Source organism: Aeromonas sp. S12(2024) (assembly GCF_041402305.1).
GTDB classification, from domain to species: domain Bacteria; phylum Pseudomonadota; class Gammaproteobacteria; order Enterobacterales; family Aeromonadaceae; genus Aeromonas; species Aeromonas veronii.
The window spans coordinates 47,029-65,447 of the sequence record NZ_JBGLRB010000002.1; the positions used below are offsets into that span (position 1 = coordinate 47,029).

Annotated in this window: 17 protein-coding genes and 1 riboswitch; of the genes, 6 read left to right on the forward strand and 11 right to left on the reverse strand. The window is 61.4% G+C overall.

Annotation, left to right across the window (positions count from 1 at the left end; genetic code table 11):
- The first annotated feature begins 11 nt into the window (after positions 1–11).
- The 3 genes from dedD (at position 12) to ACB035_RS02165 (ending at position 2,146) form a co-directional block, all read left to right on the forward strand.
- The gene (gene dedD, locus ACB035_RS02155; RefSeq protein WP_371166569.1) at positions 12–812 is read left to right on the forward strand and encodes a cell division protein DedD; all 801 of its coding nucleotides are present in this window, start codon (positions 12–14) and stop codon (positions 810–812) included.
- Between the two features lie 162 nt (positions 813–974).
- Entirely contained in the window at positions 975–1,292 is a 318-nt protein-coding gene (locus ACB035_RS02160) for a heavy metal-binding domain-containing protein (protein WP_005333757.1), read from the forward strand.
- A 251-nt stretch (positions 1,293–1,543) separates the two neighbouring features.
- Positions 1,544–2,146, forward strand: coding sequence for a hypothetical protein (locus tag ACB035_RS02165; protein ID WP_371166570.1), 603 nt, complete (start codon positions 1,544–1,546; stop codon positions 2,144–2,146).
- A 100-nt stretch (positions 2,147–2,246) separates the two neighbouring features.
- On the opposite strand, the gene cysG is transcribed toward ACB035_RS02165, so the two are convergent.
- The 5 genes from cysG to ACB035_RS02190 all read right to left on the reverse strand — a co-directional run bounded on the left by cysG (position 2,247) and on the right by ACB035_RS02190 (position 7,800).
- Positions 2,247–3,638, reverse strand: a complete 1,392-nt coding sequence (cysG, locus tag ACB035_RS02170; protein WP_371166571.1) for a siroheme synthase CysG — start codon at positions 3,636–3,638, stop codon at positions 2,247–2,249.
- A 197-nt stretch (positions 3,639–3,835) separates the two neighbouring features.
- Complete coding sequence (gene asrC, locus ACB035_RS02175; protein WP_371166572.1) at positions 3,836–4,846, reverse strand: sulfite reductase subunit C; 1,011 nt, start codon at positions 4,844–4,846, stop codon at positions 3,836–3,838.
- An 11-nt stretch (positions 4,847–4,857) separates the two neighbouring features.
- Entirely contained in the window at positions 4,858–5,697 is an 840-nt protein-coding gene (asrB, locus tag ACB035_RS02180; protein WP_021229668.1) for an anaerobic sulfite reductase subunit AsrB, read from the reverse strand.
- Position 5,698: 1 nt separating this feature from the next.
- The gene (gene asrA, locus ACB035_RS02185) at positions 5,699–6,757 is read right to left on the reverse strand and encodes an anaerobic sulfite reductase subunit AsrA (protein ID WP_371166573.1); all 1,059 of its coding nucleotides are present in this window, start codon (positions 6,755–6,757) and stop codon (positions 5,699–5,701) included.
- A gap of 200 nt (positions 6,758–6,957) precedes the next feature.
- Positions 6,958–7,800: a patatin family protein gene (locus tag ACB035_RS02190; RefSeq protein ID WP_005333746.1), complete on the reverse strand. Its 843-nt coding sequence runs from the start codon at positions 7,798–7,800 to the stop codon at positions 6,958–6,960.
- A gap of 265 nt (positions 7,801–8,065) precedes the next feature.
- Here ACB035_RS02190 and ACB035_RS02195 point away from each other — a divergent pair, with 265 nt between their 5' ends.
- Positions 8,066–9,091: a S66 peptidase family protein gene (locus ACB035_RS02195; protein WP_371166574.1), complete on the forward strand. Its 1,026-nt coding sequence runs from the start codon at positions 8,066–8,068 to the stop codon at positions 9,089–9,091.
- 63 nt (positions 9,092–9,154) lie between these two features.
- Here ACB035_RS02195 and ACB035_RS02200 read toward each other — a convergent pair whose 3' ends face one another.
- Complete coding sequence (locus ACB035_RS02200) at positions 9,155–11,410, reverse strand: LTA synthase family protein (protein ID WP_371166575.1); 2,256 nt, start codon at positions 11,408–11,410, stop codon at positions 9,155–9,157.
- 255 nt (positions 11,411–11,665) lie between these two features.
- Here ACB035_RS02200 and ACB035_RS02205 point away from each other — a divergent pair, with 255 nt between their 5' ends.
- Positions 11,666–12,751: a hypothetical protein gene (locus ACB035_RS02205; protein ID WP_005333743.1), complete on the forward strand. Its 1,086-nt coding sequence runs from the start codon at positions 11,666–11,668 to the stop codon at positions 12,749–12,751.
- A gap of 81 nt (positions 12,752–12,832) precedes the next feature.
- On the opposite strand, the gene lysC is transcribed toward ACB035_RS02205, so the two are convergent.
- Together lysC and argA are read right to left on the reverse strand one after the other, a co-directional pair.
- Positions 12,833–14,185 carry a lysine-sensitive aspartokinase 3 gene (gene lysC, locus ACB035_RS02210; protein ID WP_005352746.1) on the reverse strand — a complete coding sequence of 451 codons (1,353 nt, stop codon included), beginning with the start codon at positions 14,183–14,185 and terminating at the stop codon, positions 12,833–12,835.
- A gap of 90 nt (positions 14,186–14,275) precedes the next feature.
- Positions 14,276–14,499, reverse strand: a riboswitch (Lysine riboswitch).
- Between the two features lie 107 nt (positions 14,500–14,606).
- Complete coding sequence (gene argA / locus ACB035_RS02215; protein ID WP_005345063.1) at positions 14,607–15,935, reverse strand: amino-acid N-acetyltransferase; 1,329 nt, start codon at positions 15,933–15,935, stop codon at positions 14,607–14,609.
- 268 nt (positions 15,936–16,203) lie between these two features.
- Here argA and msrA point away from each other — a divergent pair, with 268 nt between their 5' ends.
- On the forward strand, positions 16,204–16,836 hold the full coding sequence (msrA, locus tag ACB035_RS02220; RefSeq protein WP_019446160.1) for a peptide-methionine (S)-S-oxide reductase MsrA: 633 nt from the start codon (positions 16,204–16,206) through the stop codon (positions 16,834–16,836).
- Positions 16,837–17,096: 260 nt separating this feature from the next.
- Here msrA and ACB035_RS02225 read toward each other — a convergent pair whose 3' ends face one another.
- From ACB035_RS02225 to ACB035_RS02235, 3 genes are read right to left on the reverse strand one after another with little or no spacing between them, the layout of a single operon-like run.
- Positions 17,097–17,432: a DUF3802 family protein gene (locus tag ACB035_RS02225; RefSeq protein WP_005333735.1), complete on the reverse strand. Its 336-nt coding sequence runs from the start codon at positions 17,430–17,432 to the stop codon at positions 17,097–17,099.
- Between the two features lie 57 nt (positions 17,433–17,489).
- Entirely contained in the window at positions 17,490–17,966 is a 477-nt protein-coding gene (locus ACB035_RS02230) for a GNAT family N-acetyltransferase (protein ID WP_371166576.1), read from the reverse strand.
- Positions 17,963–18,346: an MmcQ/YjbR family DNA-binding protein gene (locus ACB035_RS02235; RefSeq protein WP_019446158.1), complete on the reverse strand. Its 384-nt coding sequence runs from the start codon at positions 18,344–18,346 to the stop codon at positions 17,963–17,965. Before ACB035_RS02235 ends, ACB035_RS02230 begins: the two co-directional genes overlap by 4 nt.
- Positions 18,347–18,419 lie beyond the last annotated feature (73 nt).

Genomic DNA, 18,419 nt, shown 5'->3' on the forward strand with positions numbered 1-18,419 from the left:
TAGGATTCAACTTGGCCTCGAAGTTTCAAAACCGTCTGGTGGGCACCGTCATCCTGGTGGCCCTGGTTGTTATTTTCCTGCCGGACTTGCTGGATGGTCACAAGCTGGCACAAAAGGAGGAGGCCTTTGCCAAGATCCCGCTACGCCCCGAGCTGGAGCCTGCCAAGCCTGCGCTGCAGGTCTCGGCAGCCAGCAGCCTGCCCGCCGATCATCTGGCCAGCCAGCAACAGGCCTCTGCGGCCCAACAGTGGCAAGTGGAAGAGGTGGCTGACTCCATGACCCTCGCCGGTCAGGGCAACGGTGCGCAACCGGCGACAACCCCTGCCGCACCGGCGCCGGTTCAGCCGCAACAGAATGCCCAACCCAAGCCACAGCCCAAGCCGGAAGTTGTGGCCAAAAAACCGGTCGAACCGCCCAAGCCAGCACCCAAGCCGACGCCAGCCAAACCGGTTGAAGTGGCCAAGGCGCCCGCACCGGCCAAGCCGCAGGCGGGTCAGATCAAGTCCCTCGACGATCTGATTGAAAGCAAGATGACCCAGCCGACCACACCCGCGCCTGCTGCGGCACCGGCACAGGGTAGCTGGATCCTCCAGCTTGGCGCCTTCAAGAACGTCGACAGCGTCAACGCGCTGGTGAGCAAGCTGCGAGCGGCGGGCTACTCTGCCCACACCTCGCCGCGCACACCGGTGCAGGGTCAGCTCAACCGGGTCTTTATCGGACCGGATGTCTCCAAGGCCAAACTGCAAGGGATGCAGGGGCGGATCTCCCAGATGACCGGCCTCAGTGGCTCGGTAGTCTCTTACAACCCGTAACGGTGTAATGGCTCTTTGAAACAAACACCGCGCCCCGTGCGCGGTGTTTTTTTATCTGGCCGTCGTGATTTTTAAGGACTGCGTCGTACAGGTCACCCCCCGGTTGGGATTTTCGGGCAGTTGGGGTAGTCTGAGCCCTTCTGCTACTCACAGGAGTTCAAGATGATCCTCTCGACGACCCCCACGCTGGAAGGCAAAACCATTCGTGAATACCGCGGCATCGTGGTTGGCGAAGCCATTCTCGGCGCCAACATTTTCAAGGATCTCTTTGCCGGGATCCGTGACATCATCGGCGGCCGCTCCGGGGCCTATGAAAAAGAGCTGGCCCGTGCCCGCGAGATCGCCTTCGATGAGCTGAAAGAGCGCGCAGCGGCCCTTGGTGCCAATGCGGTGGTCGGCATCGATATCGACTACGAGGTGGTGGGGCAAAATGGCAGCATGCTGATGGTCAGCATCAGTGGCACCGCCGTGGTGGTCTGATCGGGCACCCGCCTCTGCATGGGCAATGAGCCGATAACCGGGTTATCGGCTTTTTTATTGCTGGCTGATATGTGGCGGCTGGCAGGGTTATCACTCAAGTCATTGATTTTAAATATTTATATTTATTAATAATTCCACTGACCGGTTTTATTTTTTTTCACTGGGTAGCCCGAGAGGGTCAAGCTAGAGTGCCGCCATCAGGAACGACACCGCTCACGGATGAGGTTCTCTTCTCTTGAAGGCGTATCACTATGAATCAAAAACCTGCTCTGCTGACCCTTGTCGTGTTGGCCATGACCGCTCATGCCGGCAGTGCCCTCGCGGCGCTGCCCAACTTCAGCGCCACTTGCCCCACCGATATCCGGGTCAAGTCGCAAGGGGGCAACGTCTTTATCAATGGCAAGAAGGCGACCCTGAAAACGCTGGCGCCCGCAGCCTATTCGGCCACGAGCGGCAAAGTGGTCATCGGGATCACCTTCGATCTGCCCGCCAGCGAACCCACCCTGGATTACGTCATCAAGCATGATCGCCGGGCCCACGGCTTTTGCACCGTGCACGCCTGGTCGGCGGGCAAGGCCGCCGCACTGCCGATGGCCAAGGGGGACTCGCCCTATCAGGGCAAGTGGGTAGCCAAAAACCGCGAGACAGGTGCCACGGTGGCCAATATTCAGGTGGATGGCAAGGAGCAGGTGTGGGTTAACGGGGTCAAGGTGAAGGCGAAACGGGCCGATGGTGCGCTGCAGTTTCGTCAGGGCACCATCCTCTACACCTTGCAGGGGGATCCGCGTATTCGCGATGAGAGCGACTGGAATGACAGCGATGTTCAGAATACCGGCCCCATCCGGCTCGAGTAACAGACACGCCGTGCCACGGCTGGGTCATTGATGCAAAAAACAGAGAGCGGCATGGCCGCTCTCTGTTTTGTTGTCTCTATTGGGTGATAGCCGTGCGGGGTTAGATGCCGTGGATGGCGTTGGCTTCCCCATACCAGTCCAGCTTGTCGGCCAGAGTGACCACCGAGCCGATGATGATGAGACTCGGGCTCTTCACCTGACGGGCCAGTTCGGCCAGCTGCTGCAGCTCGCCGCGAACCACCCGCTGACTGAGCTGGGTGCCTTGCTCCACCAGCGCCACCGGGGTGTGACCGGGCATACCGTGGGTTTGCAGCGCATCCTGAATGCGGGCGGCGTGGGCCAGCCCCATGTAGAACACCAGGGTCTGGCGGGGGGCCGCCAGCGCCGACCACTCCTGGGCGATATTGCCCTCCTTGTCGTGACCGGTGATGAACTGCACCCGTTGGGCGTGATCACGGTGGGTGAGGGGAATGCCGCTGTAGGCGGCGCAGCCTGAGGCTGCCGTGATGCCCGGTACCACCGAGAAGGGGATGCCCGCCTCGGCCAGGGTTTCCAGCTCCTCGCCACCCCGGCCAAAGATAAAGGGATCGCCCCCCTTGAGCCGCACCACCTGTTTGCCCAGCTGCGCTTGTTTCAGCAACAACTGGTTGATCGCCTGCTGGGGAACACAGTGGCGGCCCGCCTCCTTGCCAACAAAGATCCGCTCGGCATCACGGCGAACAAGCGCCAATACCTCCTGCGACACCAGCCGGTCATAGACCACTACATCTGCCTGTTGCAGCTGCTGCAAGCCGCTTAAGGTGAGCAGCCCCGCATCGCCGGGGCCTGCGCCCACCAGGGTTACGCTTCCCTTGCTCTGTAGCGGCTCATTTAATAGTTCAGCGACGCTCTGCTCGGCGGCCTGTTGCTGGCCGCGGGCCAGTTGGCGTGCGAGGCGCTCGTGGCTAAAGAGTCGCTCCCAGAAGCGGCGGCGGGCCAGCTTGTCCGGAATGAGTTTGACCTGCTCGCGCAGCTTGCCCGCCAGCGCCGCGAGCTGGCCGAGGTGTTGCGGCAGCATGGCTTCGAATTTTTCCCGCAGCTGACGGCTTAGAACCGGCGCCGCGCCTGCGCTGGAGATGGCCACCATCAGCGGCGAGCGGTCAATGATGGCGGGCATGATGGCGCTGCAGTGGGCAGGAGAGTCCACCACATTGCAGAAGATCTGGCGCAGGTTCGCCTCATGAAAGACCTGCTGGTTGACCTCTTGCTGGTTGGTGGCGGCGATCACCAACCACTTGCTATCGAGCAGTTCGGGATGAAAGCTGGCGGCGCAGACGGTCAGGCGACCCTGCTCGGCCCAGCTCATCAGCTGGGGTTCCAGATGCGGGGCATTGATGGTGATCTTCGCCTTGGCATCGAGCAGCAGGCGCGCCTTGCGCACCGCCACCTCACCGCCGCCGACGATCAGGACCGGCTTGTTTTGCAGCTGACAGAAGAGAGGGAGAAAGTCCATAACAGGCTCCGGATGCTGGCCCGCTCGCAATGCCGCGCCGGGCGAGATAGCAGGGCGCGCCGTGACGCACCCCGGATGGTCGGGGGAAAGATCCCCCGACGGGAATAAAAAAGGGGAAGGGTGATCTACGCCCGGGCCAACGACAGATCCCCACCGGTGTCGGCCACTTGATCACGCTTCCCCAAACGAGGTTTTTCCTATTGCACCGCTTTGACGTGCATGTTGGCGACGTACTGATCTTCGGCCCAGAAGATGCGGTCAGCGACCATGGCTTCCGGGTTGAGGGTGACGCCGCGCAGCACCCGCTCCTTGAACTTGTGATAACCGGCCCGGTCGATAAGGTGACCCATGTGCAGATAGATGGGTTTGCCATCCAGCATCTCGGCCTCGAACTCGAACAGGTTCTTGATCACCGCGTGCAGCACCTCTTCGGTGACCCAGTTGAGGAAAAGCTTGCCGGTACGGGGAGTCTTCTTGCTGGTGCGTCCCCCCAGCTTGACCATGTAGAGCTGCTTGGGATCCCGCTGCCAGGCCAGGGTCGGGCAGGCCAGCACGCACTCGCCACAGCCGATGCACTTGCTCTCCTCTTTGACCGCCTTGCCATGCTTGATGGCGAGGCAATCCACCGCGTGGTGGCTGCATGCCTTGACGCAGGCGCCGCAGCCGATGCAGCGCTCGGCATTGAAGTGGATCTTGGCGATGCCGAGGATGCCGAAGTCGGCCATGTTGGCCTTGGCGCAGTCGTTGGGACAGCCGGCGATCACCATCTTGAGGTGATAGGGGTTGGGGTAGAGGTGCTTCTCCATCCGCTGGGCCAGCCCGGTGCAGTCGATATTGCCCTTCTGGCAGATGGTGTTGCCCTGACAGGCGACGATATTGCGCCCGCCGATGGTCTGGTAACCGGCTGTTGTGTCCTCTACCTCGATGCCGCAGGTCTCCACCTCGATCTCCTTGATAAAGGGTTCGAGGGCGGCGTTGACCTTGTCCATGTCCTGATACTTGATGCCGGGCATCGCCAGCTTCTGGCGGGTGGTGAGGTGGATCAGGCCGTTGCCGTACTGTTCGGCGATCTGCTGGGCCACCGCCAGCAGGTGGGCGGGCATGAGCCCGCCGGGAATGCGTACGCTGATCATCGCTTCGCCGCGCACCTTGGAGAGGCGGTATTCGTTCTTGGCGCGGGCCTTGATGATGTCGATATCGAGACTCATGGTGTTCTCCCTCAGTCGATCAGATGCTGGGCCTGGTCAAAACGAAAGACCGGTCCATCCACGCAGATATAGGTGTCGCCCATCCGGCAGTGGCCACACTTGCCCACGGCGCAGGCCATGCGGCGTTCGTAGTCGACCCAGATGCGATCCTTGGGGATGCCCCGTTCGAGGAAGGCGAGCACCACGAAGCGGATCATGATGGGGGGGCCGACCACGATCACCTGGATATCCTCCTTGTCAGCGAGATCCAGCTGGTCGATGTAGTCGGTGACCCGGCCGATGCGAAACTGCTCGCTCTCCTTGCCCTCGTCCAGGGTGACGATGAGGTTCTGCTGCTCGGCCCAGAGCGGCATCTCGTGGCGATAGAGCACCGCCTGCTCGTTCTTGAAGCCGAGGATCATGTCGAGTGACTTCACCTCTTCCGGATGTTTGCTGAAGCGGCGCAGCAGCCCCTTGACCGGCGCGACGCCGGTACCGCCCGCCACCACGATGAGGTGCTGGTTGCGGTAGGTCTCCAGCGGGTAGCCGTTGCCGTGGACGCCGCGCATCCACACCTTGTCGCCCACATCGAGGGCAAACAGCGCATCGGTCACCTTGCCGACCTTGCGGATCAACAGATCCACATAGCCATCGCCATAGTCGGAGACCGAGATGGGCGCCTCGCCGACGGTGGGCAGGGAGATCTCCACAAACTGGCCGTAGTGGACATCAAAGTCGCGTGATACTCGAAAGTTCCACTCCAGCTCGGTGTGGCGCTCGATGGCCAGAATGGTGTAGGCCTTGGGCAGCAGGCGGTTTTCGACCACGTCCTGCTGCGGTTCTGCTGTTGCGGTTTGCTGGCACTGGCACATATCAGTTCGCCCCCTGCGCGTTGTCGGCTGCGATGGTCTGTTCGACCACATCGGTCATCTTGTTGATGATGTTGCTAAAGGAGATGTAGTGAGGGCAGCGATCGTCGCAGCGGCCACAGCCGACGCACATGTGCTCCTCCCCCTGACGGGCCTTGTAGTCGTTGACCTTGTGCAGGGCGCGATAACGCAGGCGCTCGCCATGTTTGGCGCGAAAACCGTGGCCACCGGCCATGTCGCTGAAGCCATCCACCATGCAGCTGGCCCACTGGCGACGGCGCTCACCTTGCTGGGGGTTCTCCGCATAGGTGAGGTCGTGCACGCTGTAGCAGCTGCAGGTCGGGCAGGAGGTGGTACAGCGGCCGCAACCGATGCAGCGGCTGTCGTACTCGGCCCAGACCGGATGGGCGGTGAGGATCTGGCGGATCCGCTGGGGGTCGTCACAGACGCTGTCCGGGGTGCGTACCTTGACCGGGTTGCTCTGGACAAATTCCGGGGTGAAGTCATCGGATTCACCGAGTTCGGCAAAGTAGCCGAGCAGCTCGGGATCCTTCACCTCGATACGGGCACCCTCATCGCTCAGACGAATGGCGGCGGCGTAGTCCTGGGTCTCGTTGCTGCCCATGGAGACGCAGAAGCAGTTCTCGAAGCTCTCGCGGCACTCCAGCAGTACCAGCTTGAGCTTGCTGCGCAGCCGGGCGTAGTAGACGTCGCTGTTCTGGCCGTTTTTCAGGTAGACCTGATCCAGCCTGCGCAGGGCGTGGATATCACAGCTGCGCAAGAACAGCAGGGTGGGCTTGGCCTCCACCTTTGATTCGCGCAGCTCCAGATTGTCGAAGTGGAACAGGGTCTGGGTTATGGGGAGCACCACCTCTTTCGGGGAGAAGTGGGACTTCTCCTGCCACACCAGCTCGGCCGGATGGCGGATGCTGTGGTAGGTGACGTTGTCGGTGTCGGAGAAGCGGCCGCCCCGATATTCGGCCGCGGGCGCCATGATCCGGTAATTGGGCAGCAGCCGCTCGAACAGCTGCGCCAGCGCGGGATGGGTGAGAAGAAACGACATAAATAAACACCTTGTATGAGGGTGAGATGCCCTGGCATAGGGATGAGGCGCAAGCCGCTAAGAGTGTCTGGCACCGGTTCTGGCCGCGCTTGCCTCGCCACGGTCTGTTTTTATGACTCATGTTGCTCAACTGACCCGATTGCTATTGTGTTGGCGGCGCGTGCGTCGCGGCAGGTCGGGTCATGCCTGTAAAACCCTTATCAATTGAGCAGGGCGGCCTGATAGCCTGCGCACTTGCCCATCACGTATCCCATCTCCAGCTTGTTGATATCGCGGGTGAAACGGGAAACGGGGAAGTAGTCGGCCGGGGCGATCACCTCGATCTGGCAGTCCTCCGGCGGATTGGCGATAAAATCGAGCGCCTCGTTGTAGCTGCGATCCCGCTGCTCCAGCGCCTGTGCCAGCGCGGGGCGGGTCTTGAGCAGGGTGCGGATCATCCAGGGGAAAGGCATCGGCTTGAGCCGATAGCCAAGGGGCTCGGAGAGGATCACCGTCAGGTGACGGGCACCGCGGCGGTAGGCCTCGATCACCGGGATGGAGTCGGCCACCCCCCCATCTGTCATCGGTACCCCGTGCACCTCCGGGTATTCGTGGGAGGCGAGGGGAATGGCGCAGCTGGCGGGCAGCACCTCGTTCATGTTCTCCGGCTTGACCCGGATGTACTCCGCCTTGCCGGTCAGGGTATTGGTCACCACCGCATAGAAGGGGATGCCGGTCTCCCGGTAGGCGTGAATGTCGAGGGGATACTTGCGGCAGCTGGTGTTCCACAGCCAGTGGATATCCACCAGATTGCCCCCCTTGGCAAAGCGCAGGGGATCCATAAACTGCTGGCTGCACGCCAGTTTGGTCAGGATCTCGTGGCTGCGGCCATGCTGGCTGGCGAGATAAGCCAGCAAGTTGGTGGCCCCCGCCGAGACGCCGATGGCGAAGTCAAAGGGGCGATAGTCATGCTCGATAAACGCATCCAGCACGCCGCTGGCAAATATGCCGCGCATGGCGCCGCCTTCTACAACCAATGCGCTGGGGGATGCGTTTTTGTTCATGACAGGCACCTCATTGATAAGTCAGAGAGAAAAAGTGGGAAAGAGAACGTTCGGGCTGTCAGGCCGACCATTCTGACAACCAACCGGGGTTGGCCATCGCAATGAGGTCATTCTAGGAAGGGGATGGTGTTTAGAATATCTGTTAATAATGAATCAAGTGTTTTGTATTTCTAAACGACACTGATAAACCCGTTGTGATCAAAGGAGTTGTGTAGGAGTCTCAACGACTCTGTGATGGCTGGATATTGGCAAGGATGAGTGTGTCATGACGTTATTGGTTCCCCCGCTGCTCCAACGTGGCGATACCATCGCTTTTTTCTCCCCCTCCAGCGCGGCGACCGCCTGGGCACCCAACCGTTTTGCCCGCGCAAAAGCCTTTCTTGAGGGGCAGGGCTTTAGGCTCAAGGCGGGCAGCCTCACCGGCCAGCAGGATCACTGGCGCTCCGGCTCCATCGCCGCGCGGGCTGAGGAGCTCAACGCCCTTATTCGCGACCCAGAAGTGCGCTGCATCATGTCGGTGATTGGCGGCAACAACTCCAACTCCCTGCTGCCCTACCTCGATTTTGAGGCGCTGAGGCGCGACCCCAAGATCATCGTTGGCTACTCCGATGTGACGGCCCTGCTGCTCGGCATCCACGCCCAAACTGGCCTGGTTACCTTTTATGGCCCGGCGCTGGTGGCCTCCTTTGGCGAGTCGCCGCCGCTGGTGGATGAGACGCTGGCCAGTTTTTTACAGATTACGTTGGCCGACTTGGCCGACGAAGCTGGCGTCCCCTGCACGCTGCCTACGCCAGCGCAGTGGAGCGATGAACGGTTGGACTGGGAGAATCAGACCCGGGCCAAGCGCTGCCAGCCCAATCGGCTGATCTCGGTGGGTTCAGGTCGGGTTGAGGGACGGCTGATTGGCGGCAACCTCAACACCATGGCGGGCATCTGGGGCTCCCCCTATATGCCGCCCATCGAACGCGGCGACATTCTGCTGCTGGAGGACAGCCTGAAATCTGCCGAGACGCTGGAGCGCTCCTTTGCCCACCTCAAGCTGTGCGGGGTCTTTGATCGGATCGGTGGGCTTATCCTCGGCAAGCACGAGTTGTTCAACGATCAGGGTAGCGGCAAGCGCCCCCTCGATATCCTGCTGGAGGTAGTGGGGGAGCCGAACTTCCCCATTCTGGCGGAGTTTGACTGCGCCCATACCCACCCCATGCTGACGCTGCCGCTGGGTATCGAGGTGGCGCTTGATCTCGACCGCCAGCAGCTCACGCTACTTGAGCCCTGGTGGCGAGCAGAATGAGGGCGAAATGAATGTCAAAAAACAAGGCCGCTTAGCGGCCTTGTCTGTTTTTGTGGGGCGTGATCAGGGCAGGGCATCGGGCCGGAAGCTGGCGCGGATCTGCGGCACCAGGCTTGAAGGGTCGAACCCTTTCTCTTCTCCCAGCACCGGATGGAGCAGAGGCTTGTCCTCGATGGGGGTGATATCCCCCGCCAGCAGCTGGCGGGTGGCCTGACCCATCTGGTAGAGCTGGCGCACCGGCGCAAACTGGGTCGCCAGATTGAGGGGATCATCGGCGCGGGCAAAGGCCATCATGGGGATCTGGTAGGTGGCATCGCGGGCCGGCTTGTCACCGTGAATCCCCTTGCCGGCGGACATCAAAAACGGCTGGTGATCGCCAAAGGCCACCACCAGATAGCGCTTGCCCGACTGGTCGAGGGTCTTGAGCAGCCGCTCCAGCGAGGCCATGGCATCCACCACCCCTGTGTAGTAGGTGTTGAGCAGCTGGGTGTCGCTCTCGCTCTGGTTCGGGCAGGCGCCGCTGCGCTCCTGCCCCTGATAGCGGGGGCCATCGAAGGGGCCGTGCCCCTGCATGGTGACCGCATAGGCAAACAGCGGTTTGTCATCCTGTTCGCTGCGCTTGAGCAGGTGGTCGATGAGGGCATCATCGGAGATATAGAGTCCCTTGTGCTCGAGGGTGGTGAAGCGGGTGTCGAACCAGCGCTCCTCATAGCCGAGCGCCGGGATCGCTTTGGCGCGGCCCCAGAATTTTTCCACATAGGGGTGGGCGAACAGGGTCTGGTAGCCACTCTTTCTTGCGCTCTGGGCCAGCCCCGGCACCTGCTGCGAGAGGTAGTAGTAGGGCACCACCCCCTGCTTGAGCAAGCCCACCGGCAGGCCGGTGTTCATCTCGAACTCCGCCAGCACCGTCATGCCGCCGGTGGTGGGGGAGTGGATGGTTTTTTGCCACTGCTGCACGCTGGCGGGCAGGGAGAGGGTGGGAGCCGGGGCGCAGATCCGCCCCTTCCAGTCGAGCCAGAGCGACTCATATTGCAGCACGATCACCAGATCCCAGCGCGGCGCAATGCCCTGGGGCGGATAACTCAGCTGCGGGGCCAGCTCGTTGATCTGCAAGGGGTAGCGAAACACGCTGCCGCTTTGCAGCATCTCGTCCACCAGATTGAACAGATAGAGGCCGGGGCCGGAGCGGATGATGTCCCTGTGGTAGTTGACCGCACGATCCACGTAGCGAATGTTGGCTCCCAGCAGCTTGTTGCCGGTCTGGGTGGCAAAGACGCAGAGGGCAAAGAAGGCGACGGTGGCAGCGGCTGTGCGCAGCACCCAGCGCGACAGGGCAAAGCGCCAGCAGAGAAACAGTGCCAGCAACACGGTGAAGATGGGCAGGATGGGGTGCTGGTCGAGCAGGATCCGCAGCAGCGCGAGCAGGTTGCCAAAATCATCCCCGCCGAGCGGCACGCCGTAGATGGCGATCTTCATAAAGTTGGCCAGCAGACCTATGCCAGAAAGCGCGGTAAAGACCAGCCCCATATAGAGGTTGAAGCCCGCCAGCGCGCAGAGGCTCCAGCCCAGCACCATGCTGCCCCAGGCCAGATAGTAGTGCTCCGGCCGAAAGCCTGACCAGAGCAGAAACTCCCCCAGCTTGAACACCACGAAGCCGTGCAGCAGCACGAAGGTGAGGTTGCCGAGCAGCAGGCTGCCGATGATCCGCCAGCGTAGGCTGCGGCGCAGCTTTGGCAGCACCGTCTTGAGCACGGCGGCGCTCAAGGCCAGTACCAGGGTCAGGCTCACCACCAGATAGGTGAGGTTGAAGCCCTGCTCCGGCAGGGTTTGCAGGATCTGGCTGAAATCGCCGCTCTCGGGGCGATCTTTGAGCAGCAGCCCGATGCGCAGCTGGTAACGGCTAGCCAGCGCGTCATCCGGGGCGCGCAGGGTACTGTTGAGATCCAGCGAGCAGCGGTTATTGCGGCACACCTGACGCTTATCCACCGCTTGACTCAGCTGGTCGATCCGCTCCCCCTTGTCGTTGAGCAGCTCCACCCGCACCTTGTCCCCCGCTTGCAGCGGCCCCCGCAACTGCCATTGGCTGCGCACCACCAGATAGAGGCCGCGGCTGTCGCTTTTATAGAGCAGGGCGTGGCGGGTGAGGGTGGCCAGCGGATTGTCGGCGGGGCCCAGCACCAGCGGTTGGGCGCGGCCCAGCCAGCTGCCGGGATTGAGCAGCGGCAACAACAGAGTCAGCAGCAGCAATCCGCTCAGCAGGGCAAGCAGCAGAGAGGGCAGACTCAGGACGCGGGGGCGGCCTGAGGAGGGGCGATTCATATAAGCTCATCCTTTGAGCGAGTGAGGGAGAGATCGTTCATCCGCATAGAGTTTGACCCGATGGTGCGGGCCTTGTTTCAGCTTGTCAATTTAATGACCACTTAATGAATATTTGGTTACAGCTCAACCTTGCAAATTGTGATCCCGATCGAGGGGTTGTTCGGAATATGTGATGAAAGCGTCATCATGGGGTTTTGCCACTGGCTTGGGAGGGATCTGCTGTTTAGTCTCTCGATAGCGACTGGAGGTACATGTATGAATCCCAAAGTGATGGCACGTCAGGCCAGATTGCTGCGCATGCTGGAGAGCAAGGAAGAGATCCGGATCGGACGCGAGCGCGACTGCCCGCTGCCGCTGGCCCAACTGGTCAAGCTGAAGGATAGCCATCCGGCTGTGGTCAAGGTCTATCGCCACGGTCTCACCGCCGAGGTGTTTCACCTCAAGGTGGAGGGGCATCACTGGTGCCTCAAGCGGCGCCGTCAGGATTCGCTGGTGGCCAACCTCGATGGCAAGACAGCCTTTCTGACCGAGCTGGAGCGGCGGCGCGAAATCGAGGCGCTGCGCGAGTTGCATCCTACTGTCCTCTCCCACGTGGTCTGCACCAGCTTTGGCTCGGCGCGGGCCGGGGTGCTGGTCTCCCCCTGGTTGCGGGGCGTACCGGTCCATCAGCTCAACGAGCGCAATCTGGCCCAGATGCTGGAGGTGCAGGGTGAGCTGGCCCGCTGGGGCTGGTTTGACTGGGACCCGAGCCCGGGCAACCTGCTCGATGACGGCGAGCAGATCTGCGTGTTCGACTTTGGCTATATGTGGACCTTCGATCCCCGCTTTGAATACAACTCCAATGGTCTGGTCGACCCGCAGTTCCATGTGCCGGAGCGACTGGAGACCCGCACCCTATCGGGGCTTTGGCTCGATGAGGCCGATCCTCTGCCGCAATTTCGCTACTGGCGCGAGCTCTGCCTCAAGTGGGTGAAACGGGAGATCCATCACCTGATCCGCGAAGGGGCCAGCGCGCCCGTGCTGGCCCGCCTGCACGCCCTGCAAGGGGAGTGGAGCGCCGCGCTGGCGAGCGACGAGGCGCTGGTCGCCAACTGGTGGCGGGACATGTATCGTAGCCACCGGCTCGATGTGGCCGATGATCTGAGCGGCCAGAGCTGCGGCCCGCTCACCCTGCGTCGCCTCGACTGGTTGATGCAGGCGGTGACGGATCACTATCCGCTGCTGGTGGACAATCTCTCGCCTCAGGAGACGGAGCTCGGCCAGACCGGGCTGCTGGCTCGCTTGCAGCAGCTGCGCCGGGAAGCAGTGGCCTGTCAGTTGCCTGCCACCAGCCTTGCCTGAGCCGCAACGTAAGGGATACGCAAATGAACAGGGCGCCTTGCAGGCGCCCTGTTGCATGGCCGGAATTGCCTCGGTTGAGGGTCAGTCCAGCAACTCCTGATGGAGGCGGTTGACGATATTGCCCGCCTCGCTCTCCTTGACCAGGAAGCAGAGGTTGTGGGCGCTGGCGCCGTAGCAGATCATCCGGATGTTGTGCTCGCGCAGGGCGTCGAAGACCTGACTGCCCACCCCGTTCACTTCGCTCATCCGGTTGCCGATGAGCGCCACCAGTGCCAGACCGGTTTCCACCTCCACCTTGCAGAGCTGCCCCAGCTCGGTCAGTACCTTGTCGCTCAGGATCGGTTCGCCGTTGCTCTGGCTGCCGGTGTGATCCAGGGTCAATGACACGCTCACTTCTGACGTGGTGATGAGATCAACCGAGATGCGGTGACGGGCCAGAATGCCGAACACTTCGGCCAAAAAGCCGTAGGCGTGGAACATGTTGAGGCTGTGCAGGGTCACCAGCACCTGCTGGCGGCGCAGGGCGACGGCACGAAACAGCGGGCTTGAATCTGTGCTGGCGCGGATCCAGGTACCACCGGCGGCAGGATCCTTGGCGGAGCCGACAAACACCGGAATATTCTGGCGCACCGCCGGTTGCAATGTGGCGGGGTGCAGCACCTTGGCGCCGAAGGTGGCCATCTCGGCCGCTTCGACAAAGCTGATTTCAGGAATGGGGCGGGCGCGGGTGACGAGGCGCGGATCTGTGGTGTAGATGCCGGGCACATCGGTCCAGATCTCGATACTGGCGGCATCGAGCGCTTCGGCGAGCAGGGCTGCGCTGTAGTCAGAGCCGCCGCGACCCAGCGTGGTGGTGCGCCCATCGCCATCGGCACCGATAAAGCCCTGGGTGATGATAAGGCTGTCGCCAAGCTGCGGGCCCAGCGTCTGCTGGCAGAGGGTTCGGGTGGTGGCCAGATCGACGGTGGCCTTGCCAAAGCGGCTGTCGGTGCGCATCAGCTGGCGCACATCCTGCCAGTGGGCCTTGACGCCGCGCTGGCGCAGCAGCTCGGTAAAGAGGCGGGTAGACATCAGCTCGCCGCAGGCGATGAGGCGGTCGGCCAGCTCCGCATCGGTATGCTGGTGAGCTTGCTGGGCCATGAGGCGAATTTCGTCCAGCTGGCCATGAATGAGGGCGCTCACATCAACGGGGTTGCCGAGATCGGTCAGAATGGCCTGCTGGATCCCGGCCAGTTTGGCCAGCTGCTCGTCGCGGCCCGCTTCGTCCAGCTCCCCTTGTGCCAGAGCGACCAGCAGGTTGGTGACACCGGCGCTGGCGCTCAGCACCACCACCCGGGTGGCGGGATTGGCCAGCACGATGTCGGCGCAGTGATTCATGGCCGGGAAGTTGGCGACACTGGTTCCGCCAAACTTGGCGACATTGATCGGGCTCATTGCTTACTCCTGTCTTATTTTAAGATTCCGGTTCCATCGGGCAAAAAAGAGAGGAGGAGGCTGAAAATGGCAGGAATGAACGAAGCTATCCCGGCCAGAAGCACTCCACCTGCAGAGCCCATCCCGTACCGCCCCTGACAGGGCGCGGTGGGGGATGATCACTACCGATGACAACCCGGGGGATTCAGCCCCCGCAGCCGACGTTGAGGTTACCAGTCTCCTCACTCGTCTCGGCGCTGCTCCCCCTGACCCAAGTTCACCGGACGCTGGCGTCCTCCCTTGGGCTGCCTGGGCAGCGCTCCTCTTCTGGCTCCACCAGGGCGGTGGAGTGCATTTAGAAATAACCTGCGTTGGATTGCACTGTCAATCGAGTTTGTGAAAAAGTTCAAATTGTCGGCTAACTCAACACAGAATCAATGGCTTAGGCAATGGTCTTTGACAAAACCTTGGAACGGCGCTGCCAGTTGTAGAGACGCTGGCGCGCCACCGGCAGATCTTCCACTTCCAGCGGATCGAAGCCCCGCTCCCGGAACCAGTGGATGGAGCGGGTGGTGAGCACGAACAGGCGGCGAATGCCAAGCCGCTTGGCCCGCTCGGCCACCTTGGCCACCAGCTGATCCCCCCGGTTGGAGTTGCGATAGTCGGGGTGAATGGCGACGCAGGCCATCTCCGCCATCGCCTCTTCCATAAAGCAGTAGAGGGCCGCGCAGCCGATGATGAGACCATCGCGCTCTATGATGGTGAACTTGTCGATCTCCATCTCCAGCTGCTCGCGGGAGCGGCGCACCAGAATGCCTTCCTCCTCCAGCGGGCGGATCAGATCCAGAATGCCGCCGATATCCTCGATGGTAGCGGCGCGGGCCTGCTCGGCACTTTCCCGCACGATCTGGGTGCCGAGGCCGTCGCGACTGAACAGCTCCTGCAGCATGGCGCCATCATCCTGATAGCTCACCAGATGGGAGCGGGGCACACCGCCACGGCAGGAGGCTATGGCCGCGCGCAGGTAGCGGGCGGTGCCGGACATCTCTTCGCCCGCCTGCTCCAGCTCCACCAGCAGCTCTTCGGCCTGTTCGGGGAAGAGCTCGGAGATAGCTTCGCCGCGTCTGTCCATTACCCCCTGGGTGCTGCTAAAGCAGATGAGCTTGTCCGCCTTGAGGTCGACCGCCACCCGGCGGGCCACCTCTTCGGAGCTCAGGTTAAAGCTCTCGCCGGTGACCGAACAGCCGATGGGGGAGATCAGTACCAGACTCTTCTGATCGAGCTGGCGGGTGATCCCCTCCACGTCGATGCGGCGCACCCGGCCGCTATGGCAAAAGTCGATGCCATCATCCACCCCCAGCGGCTGGGCAGTGACGAAGTTGCCGCTCACCACGCTGATCCGCGCCCCCTGCATGGGGGTATTGGCGAGCCCCATGGAGAGCTGGGCGGTGATGTCGTATTGCAGGCCGCCACACACCTGTTTGATGATGGTGAAACTCTCGTCATCGGTGACCCGGATCCGCTTGTGATACTGGGCCTCGATACCGGCGCGGGCCAGCGCTTCATCGTTTTGCGGACGTGAACCAAACACCAGCACCAGGCGTATGCCCAGTGTCTGCAGCAGGGCGATATCGCTGACGATATTGGCGAAGTTGGGGTGGCAGATGGCTTCTCCCCCCATCATCAGCACAAAGGTGGCACCCCGATGCACATTGACATAGGGGGTGGATTGCCGGAAGGCATTGACCAGACTGGGTTCGCGTTCACGCACTTGATATTTCTTCCATAAAAAAACAGCGATTGGCTCAATATATGAAAATTAATTCACAAATCAAGACTAAATATTGATTTTGGCCGTTTCTGGTCTACGAGGGGCGGCTTGGCCGTGCGGATCGGGAAAGGATGGTTCGAAGCGCAGATGGCCGTTGGGGCGAGCGGGAAGGGGCCCGCCGGTTGATCCGGCGCGATAAACTGCTATCTTCGATGCTCCTTTTCGTCAGCTGTGTGATTTCACAGGGTTTTATACAAGGACAGAATTCATGGAACAGATTATTTCACCGGCAGATGCCCTGCCGGGACGACGCGAAGCGATGGTGATTGGTCAGCAGCATGCGGTGAACGGCAACCCGACCCAGGGCCCCTGGCCGGAAGGGATGGCGGTGGCCTGGTTTGGCATGGGCTGTTTCTGGGGCGTGGAGCGCCTGTTCTGGCAGCAGCCGGGCGTCTACTCTACCGCGGCCGGTTATCAGGGCGGCGTGACCCAGAATCCCACCTACAAAGAGGTGTGCAGCGGCTTGACCGGCCATGCCGAGACGGTGCAGGTGGTGTTTGATCCGGCGGTGATCAGCTATGGCGATCTGCTCAGACTGTTCTGGGAGCAGCACGATCCGGCGCAGGGGATGCGTCAGGGCGGGGACATCGGCACCCAGTATCGCTCGGTGATCTTCTATGGCGATGAGAGCCAGCAGATCATTGCCCAGCAGAGCATGGCGGCCTACCAGCAGGCGATGGCGGCCAGCGGCGACAGCCGTGCCATTACCACCCGCATTCTGCCGCTGGCGCCCTTCTACTACGCCGAGGATTATCATCAGCAATATCTGGAGAAAAACCCGGATGGTTACTGCGGATTGGGTGGCATTGGAGTCTGTTTGCCGCCCAGCCTGAACCGCTGAACAGGTTTGTAGTCGATTTCTTAATAAAAGTGAAAATAAATGGTCGGAGGAGGGAACTTATTGCGACCAGTCGGGACTAACTAGGTAGCGTCCAGGGATCGGATGCAAAGTCCAGACACATTTCTTGCCTTGATAACCGCCTGATGAATGAACGCACTGGCGGGTTGAAAATGATAGCAAGCAGGGCTGCCCACCAAGGCGGCCCTTTTCCTTATCTGCTGTTCTGAAACTTGCGTTGGGCGGGAGAGCCGGACGGCAGATCAGCCGATGGCGCTATCGAACAGGTTTTTGATAAGGTCGATAAACTCGATGAGGAAGGTTTTCTGTTCCGGGGTCGGGGCGCGCAGCCAGACGGCGGAGAGCACCTCTTCCAGATCGGCGACCACGGCGTCGGCCTCCTGCATGATGGCAAAACGCACCTTGGGATCGAGCTGGGGGTTTTGCTCGCAAATGGCCATCAGGTTGCTGGCAACTCGGCCACTGACCAGATCTTCGATGGTCTCTTCACCATCGTTCTGCTGTTGGGATTCAAACAGTCCCAAACTCTCCACCAGATACTCGATCAGCGAGATATAGCCTTCACTTTCTACCACCATGGTTGCTGCCTCAATACAGTAACAATACGAAAATTAAGCGTATTTTAGTGGCTTGCCCTAGCTTGGCAAGCAGCAGTGCAGGCGATGGCGCGTAAAACTGACTCCGCCCCGCTCCACGCACTCCAGCCCGGTCAACGTAAAGCCATGTCGTAAAAATAGCTCATAACTGAAGGCGCTGGCCTCGGTGGTGATGAGGGTCATACCGAGCCCTCGGGCCCCCGCGAGCGCCGTGGTGAGCAGCAGATTGCCCAGTCCCTGGCGCTGATAGTCGGCGCTGACATAGAGCAGACTGAGGTGGCCATCGGGGCTCAGGGTGACAAACCCGAGGGGCACACTTGCCTGCTCCGCCACCCAGCCGTGGTGCTCGCGCAGCTGGCTGACAAAGCCCGGATGTTGTGAACCGAGGGCCCACTGCTCCACCTGCTCGGCGCTGTAGTGCTCGGGGCTGCTGCGTCGCACCGCCTGCTCAAACAGGGTCACGAGGGCGGGGATATGTGCCTCGCCAAGGGGGACAATACGCAGTGCTGGGGTCATAAGGTTGGGCCGTCAGTAGGGGGGAGGGGGCGCGGCGCCTGTGGCCGTTTGGCTTTGGGCAGACCCGCGACAACCCGCTCATAGGAGTGGTGCACCCAGCCTTGCCACAGATCATCTGGCAAGGTGCTGTTCAGGGTCACTGTGTTCCAGTGTTGCTTGTTCATATGCCAGCCCGGTTTGACCTCGGGGTGGATCTCGCGCAGCAGCAACGCCAGCTCGGGCTCGCACTTGAGGTTGATGGTGAGCGGCTCGGCCTGCCAATCCACCAGCGCAAACATCTTGCCCGCGATGCGGTAGACCAGGATCTCCGGGCCAAACGGGGTATCTTCGGTGGCGCCCGGCAGGGTCAGCAGAAAGTGGCGCAAACGGGTCAAATCCATGGTGGGTTCTCGCGCAAGGGGTGATCCGGGTCATGTCAGGCGCATATCTATCGGCGGGCCTGTTCTGTTAATA

Bases quoted from the DNA above. Each gene is read 5' to 3' on its own strand.
- ACB035_RS02160 (WP_005333757.1), top strand. From the start codon at position 975: ATGATCCTCTCGACGACCCCCACGCTGGAAGGCAAAACCATTCGTGAA.
- ACB035_RS02165 (WP_371166570.1), top strand. From the start codon at position 1,544: ATGAATCAAAAACCTGCTCTGCTGACCCTTGTCGTGTTGGCCATGACC.
- cysG (WP_371166571.1), bottom strand. From the start codon at position 3,638: ATGGACTTTCTCCCTCTCTTCTGTCAGCTGCAAAACAAGCCGGTCCTG.
- asrC (WP_371166572.1), bottom strand. From the start codon at position 4,846: ATGAGTCTCGATATCGACATCATCAAGGCCCGCGCCAAGAACGAATAC.
- asrB (WP_021229668.1), bottom strand. From the start codon at position 5,697: ATGTGCCAGTGCCAGCAAACCGCAACAGCAGAACCGCAGCAGGACGTG.
- asrA (WP_371166573.1), bottom strand. From the start codon at position 6,757: ATGTCGTTTCTTCTCACCCATCCCGCGCTGGCGCAGCTGTTCGAGCGG.
- ACB035_RS02190 (WP_005333746.1), bottom strand. From the start codon at position 7,800: ATGAACAAAAACGCATCCCCCAGCGCATTGGTTGTAGAAGGCGGCGCC.
- ACB035_RS02195 (WP_371166574.1), top strand. From the start codon at position 8,066: ATGACGTTATTGGTTCCCCCGCTGCTCCAACGTGGCGATACCATCGCT.
- ACB035_RS02200 (WP_371166575.1), bottom strand. From the start codon at position 11,410: ATGAATCGCCCCTCCTCAGGCCGCCCCCGCGTCCTGAGTCTGCCCTCT.
- ACB035_RS02205 (WP_005333743.1), top strand. From the start codon at position 11,666: ATGAATCCCAAAGTGATGGCACGTCAGGCCAGATTGCTGCGCATGCTG.
- lysC (WP_005352746.1), bottom strand. From the start codon at position 14,185: ATGAGCCCGATCAATGTCGCCAAGTTTGGCGGAACCAGTGTCGCCAAC.
- msrA (WP_019446160.1), top strand. From the start codon at position 16,204: ATGGAACAGATTATTTCACCGGCAGATGCCCTGCCGGGACGACGCGAA.
- ACB035_RS02225 (WP_005333735.1), bottom strand. From the start codon at position 17,432: ATGGTGGTAGAAAGTGAAGGCTATATCTCGCTGATCGAGTATCTGGTG.
- ACB035_RS02230 (WP_371166576.1), bottom strand. From the start codon at position 17,966: ATGACCCCAGCACTGCGTATTGTCCCCCTTGGCGAGGCACATATCCCC.
- ACB035_RS02235 (WP_019446158.1), bottom strand. From the start codon at position 18,346: ATGGATTTGACCCGTTTGCGCCACTTTCTGCTGACCCTGCCGGGCGCC.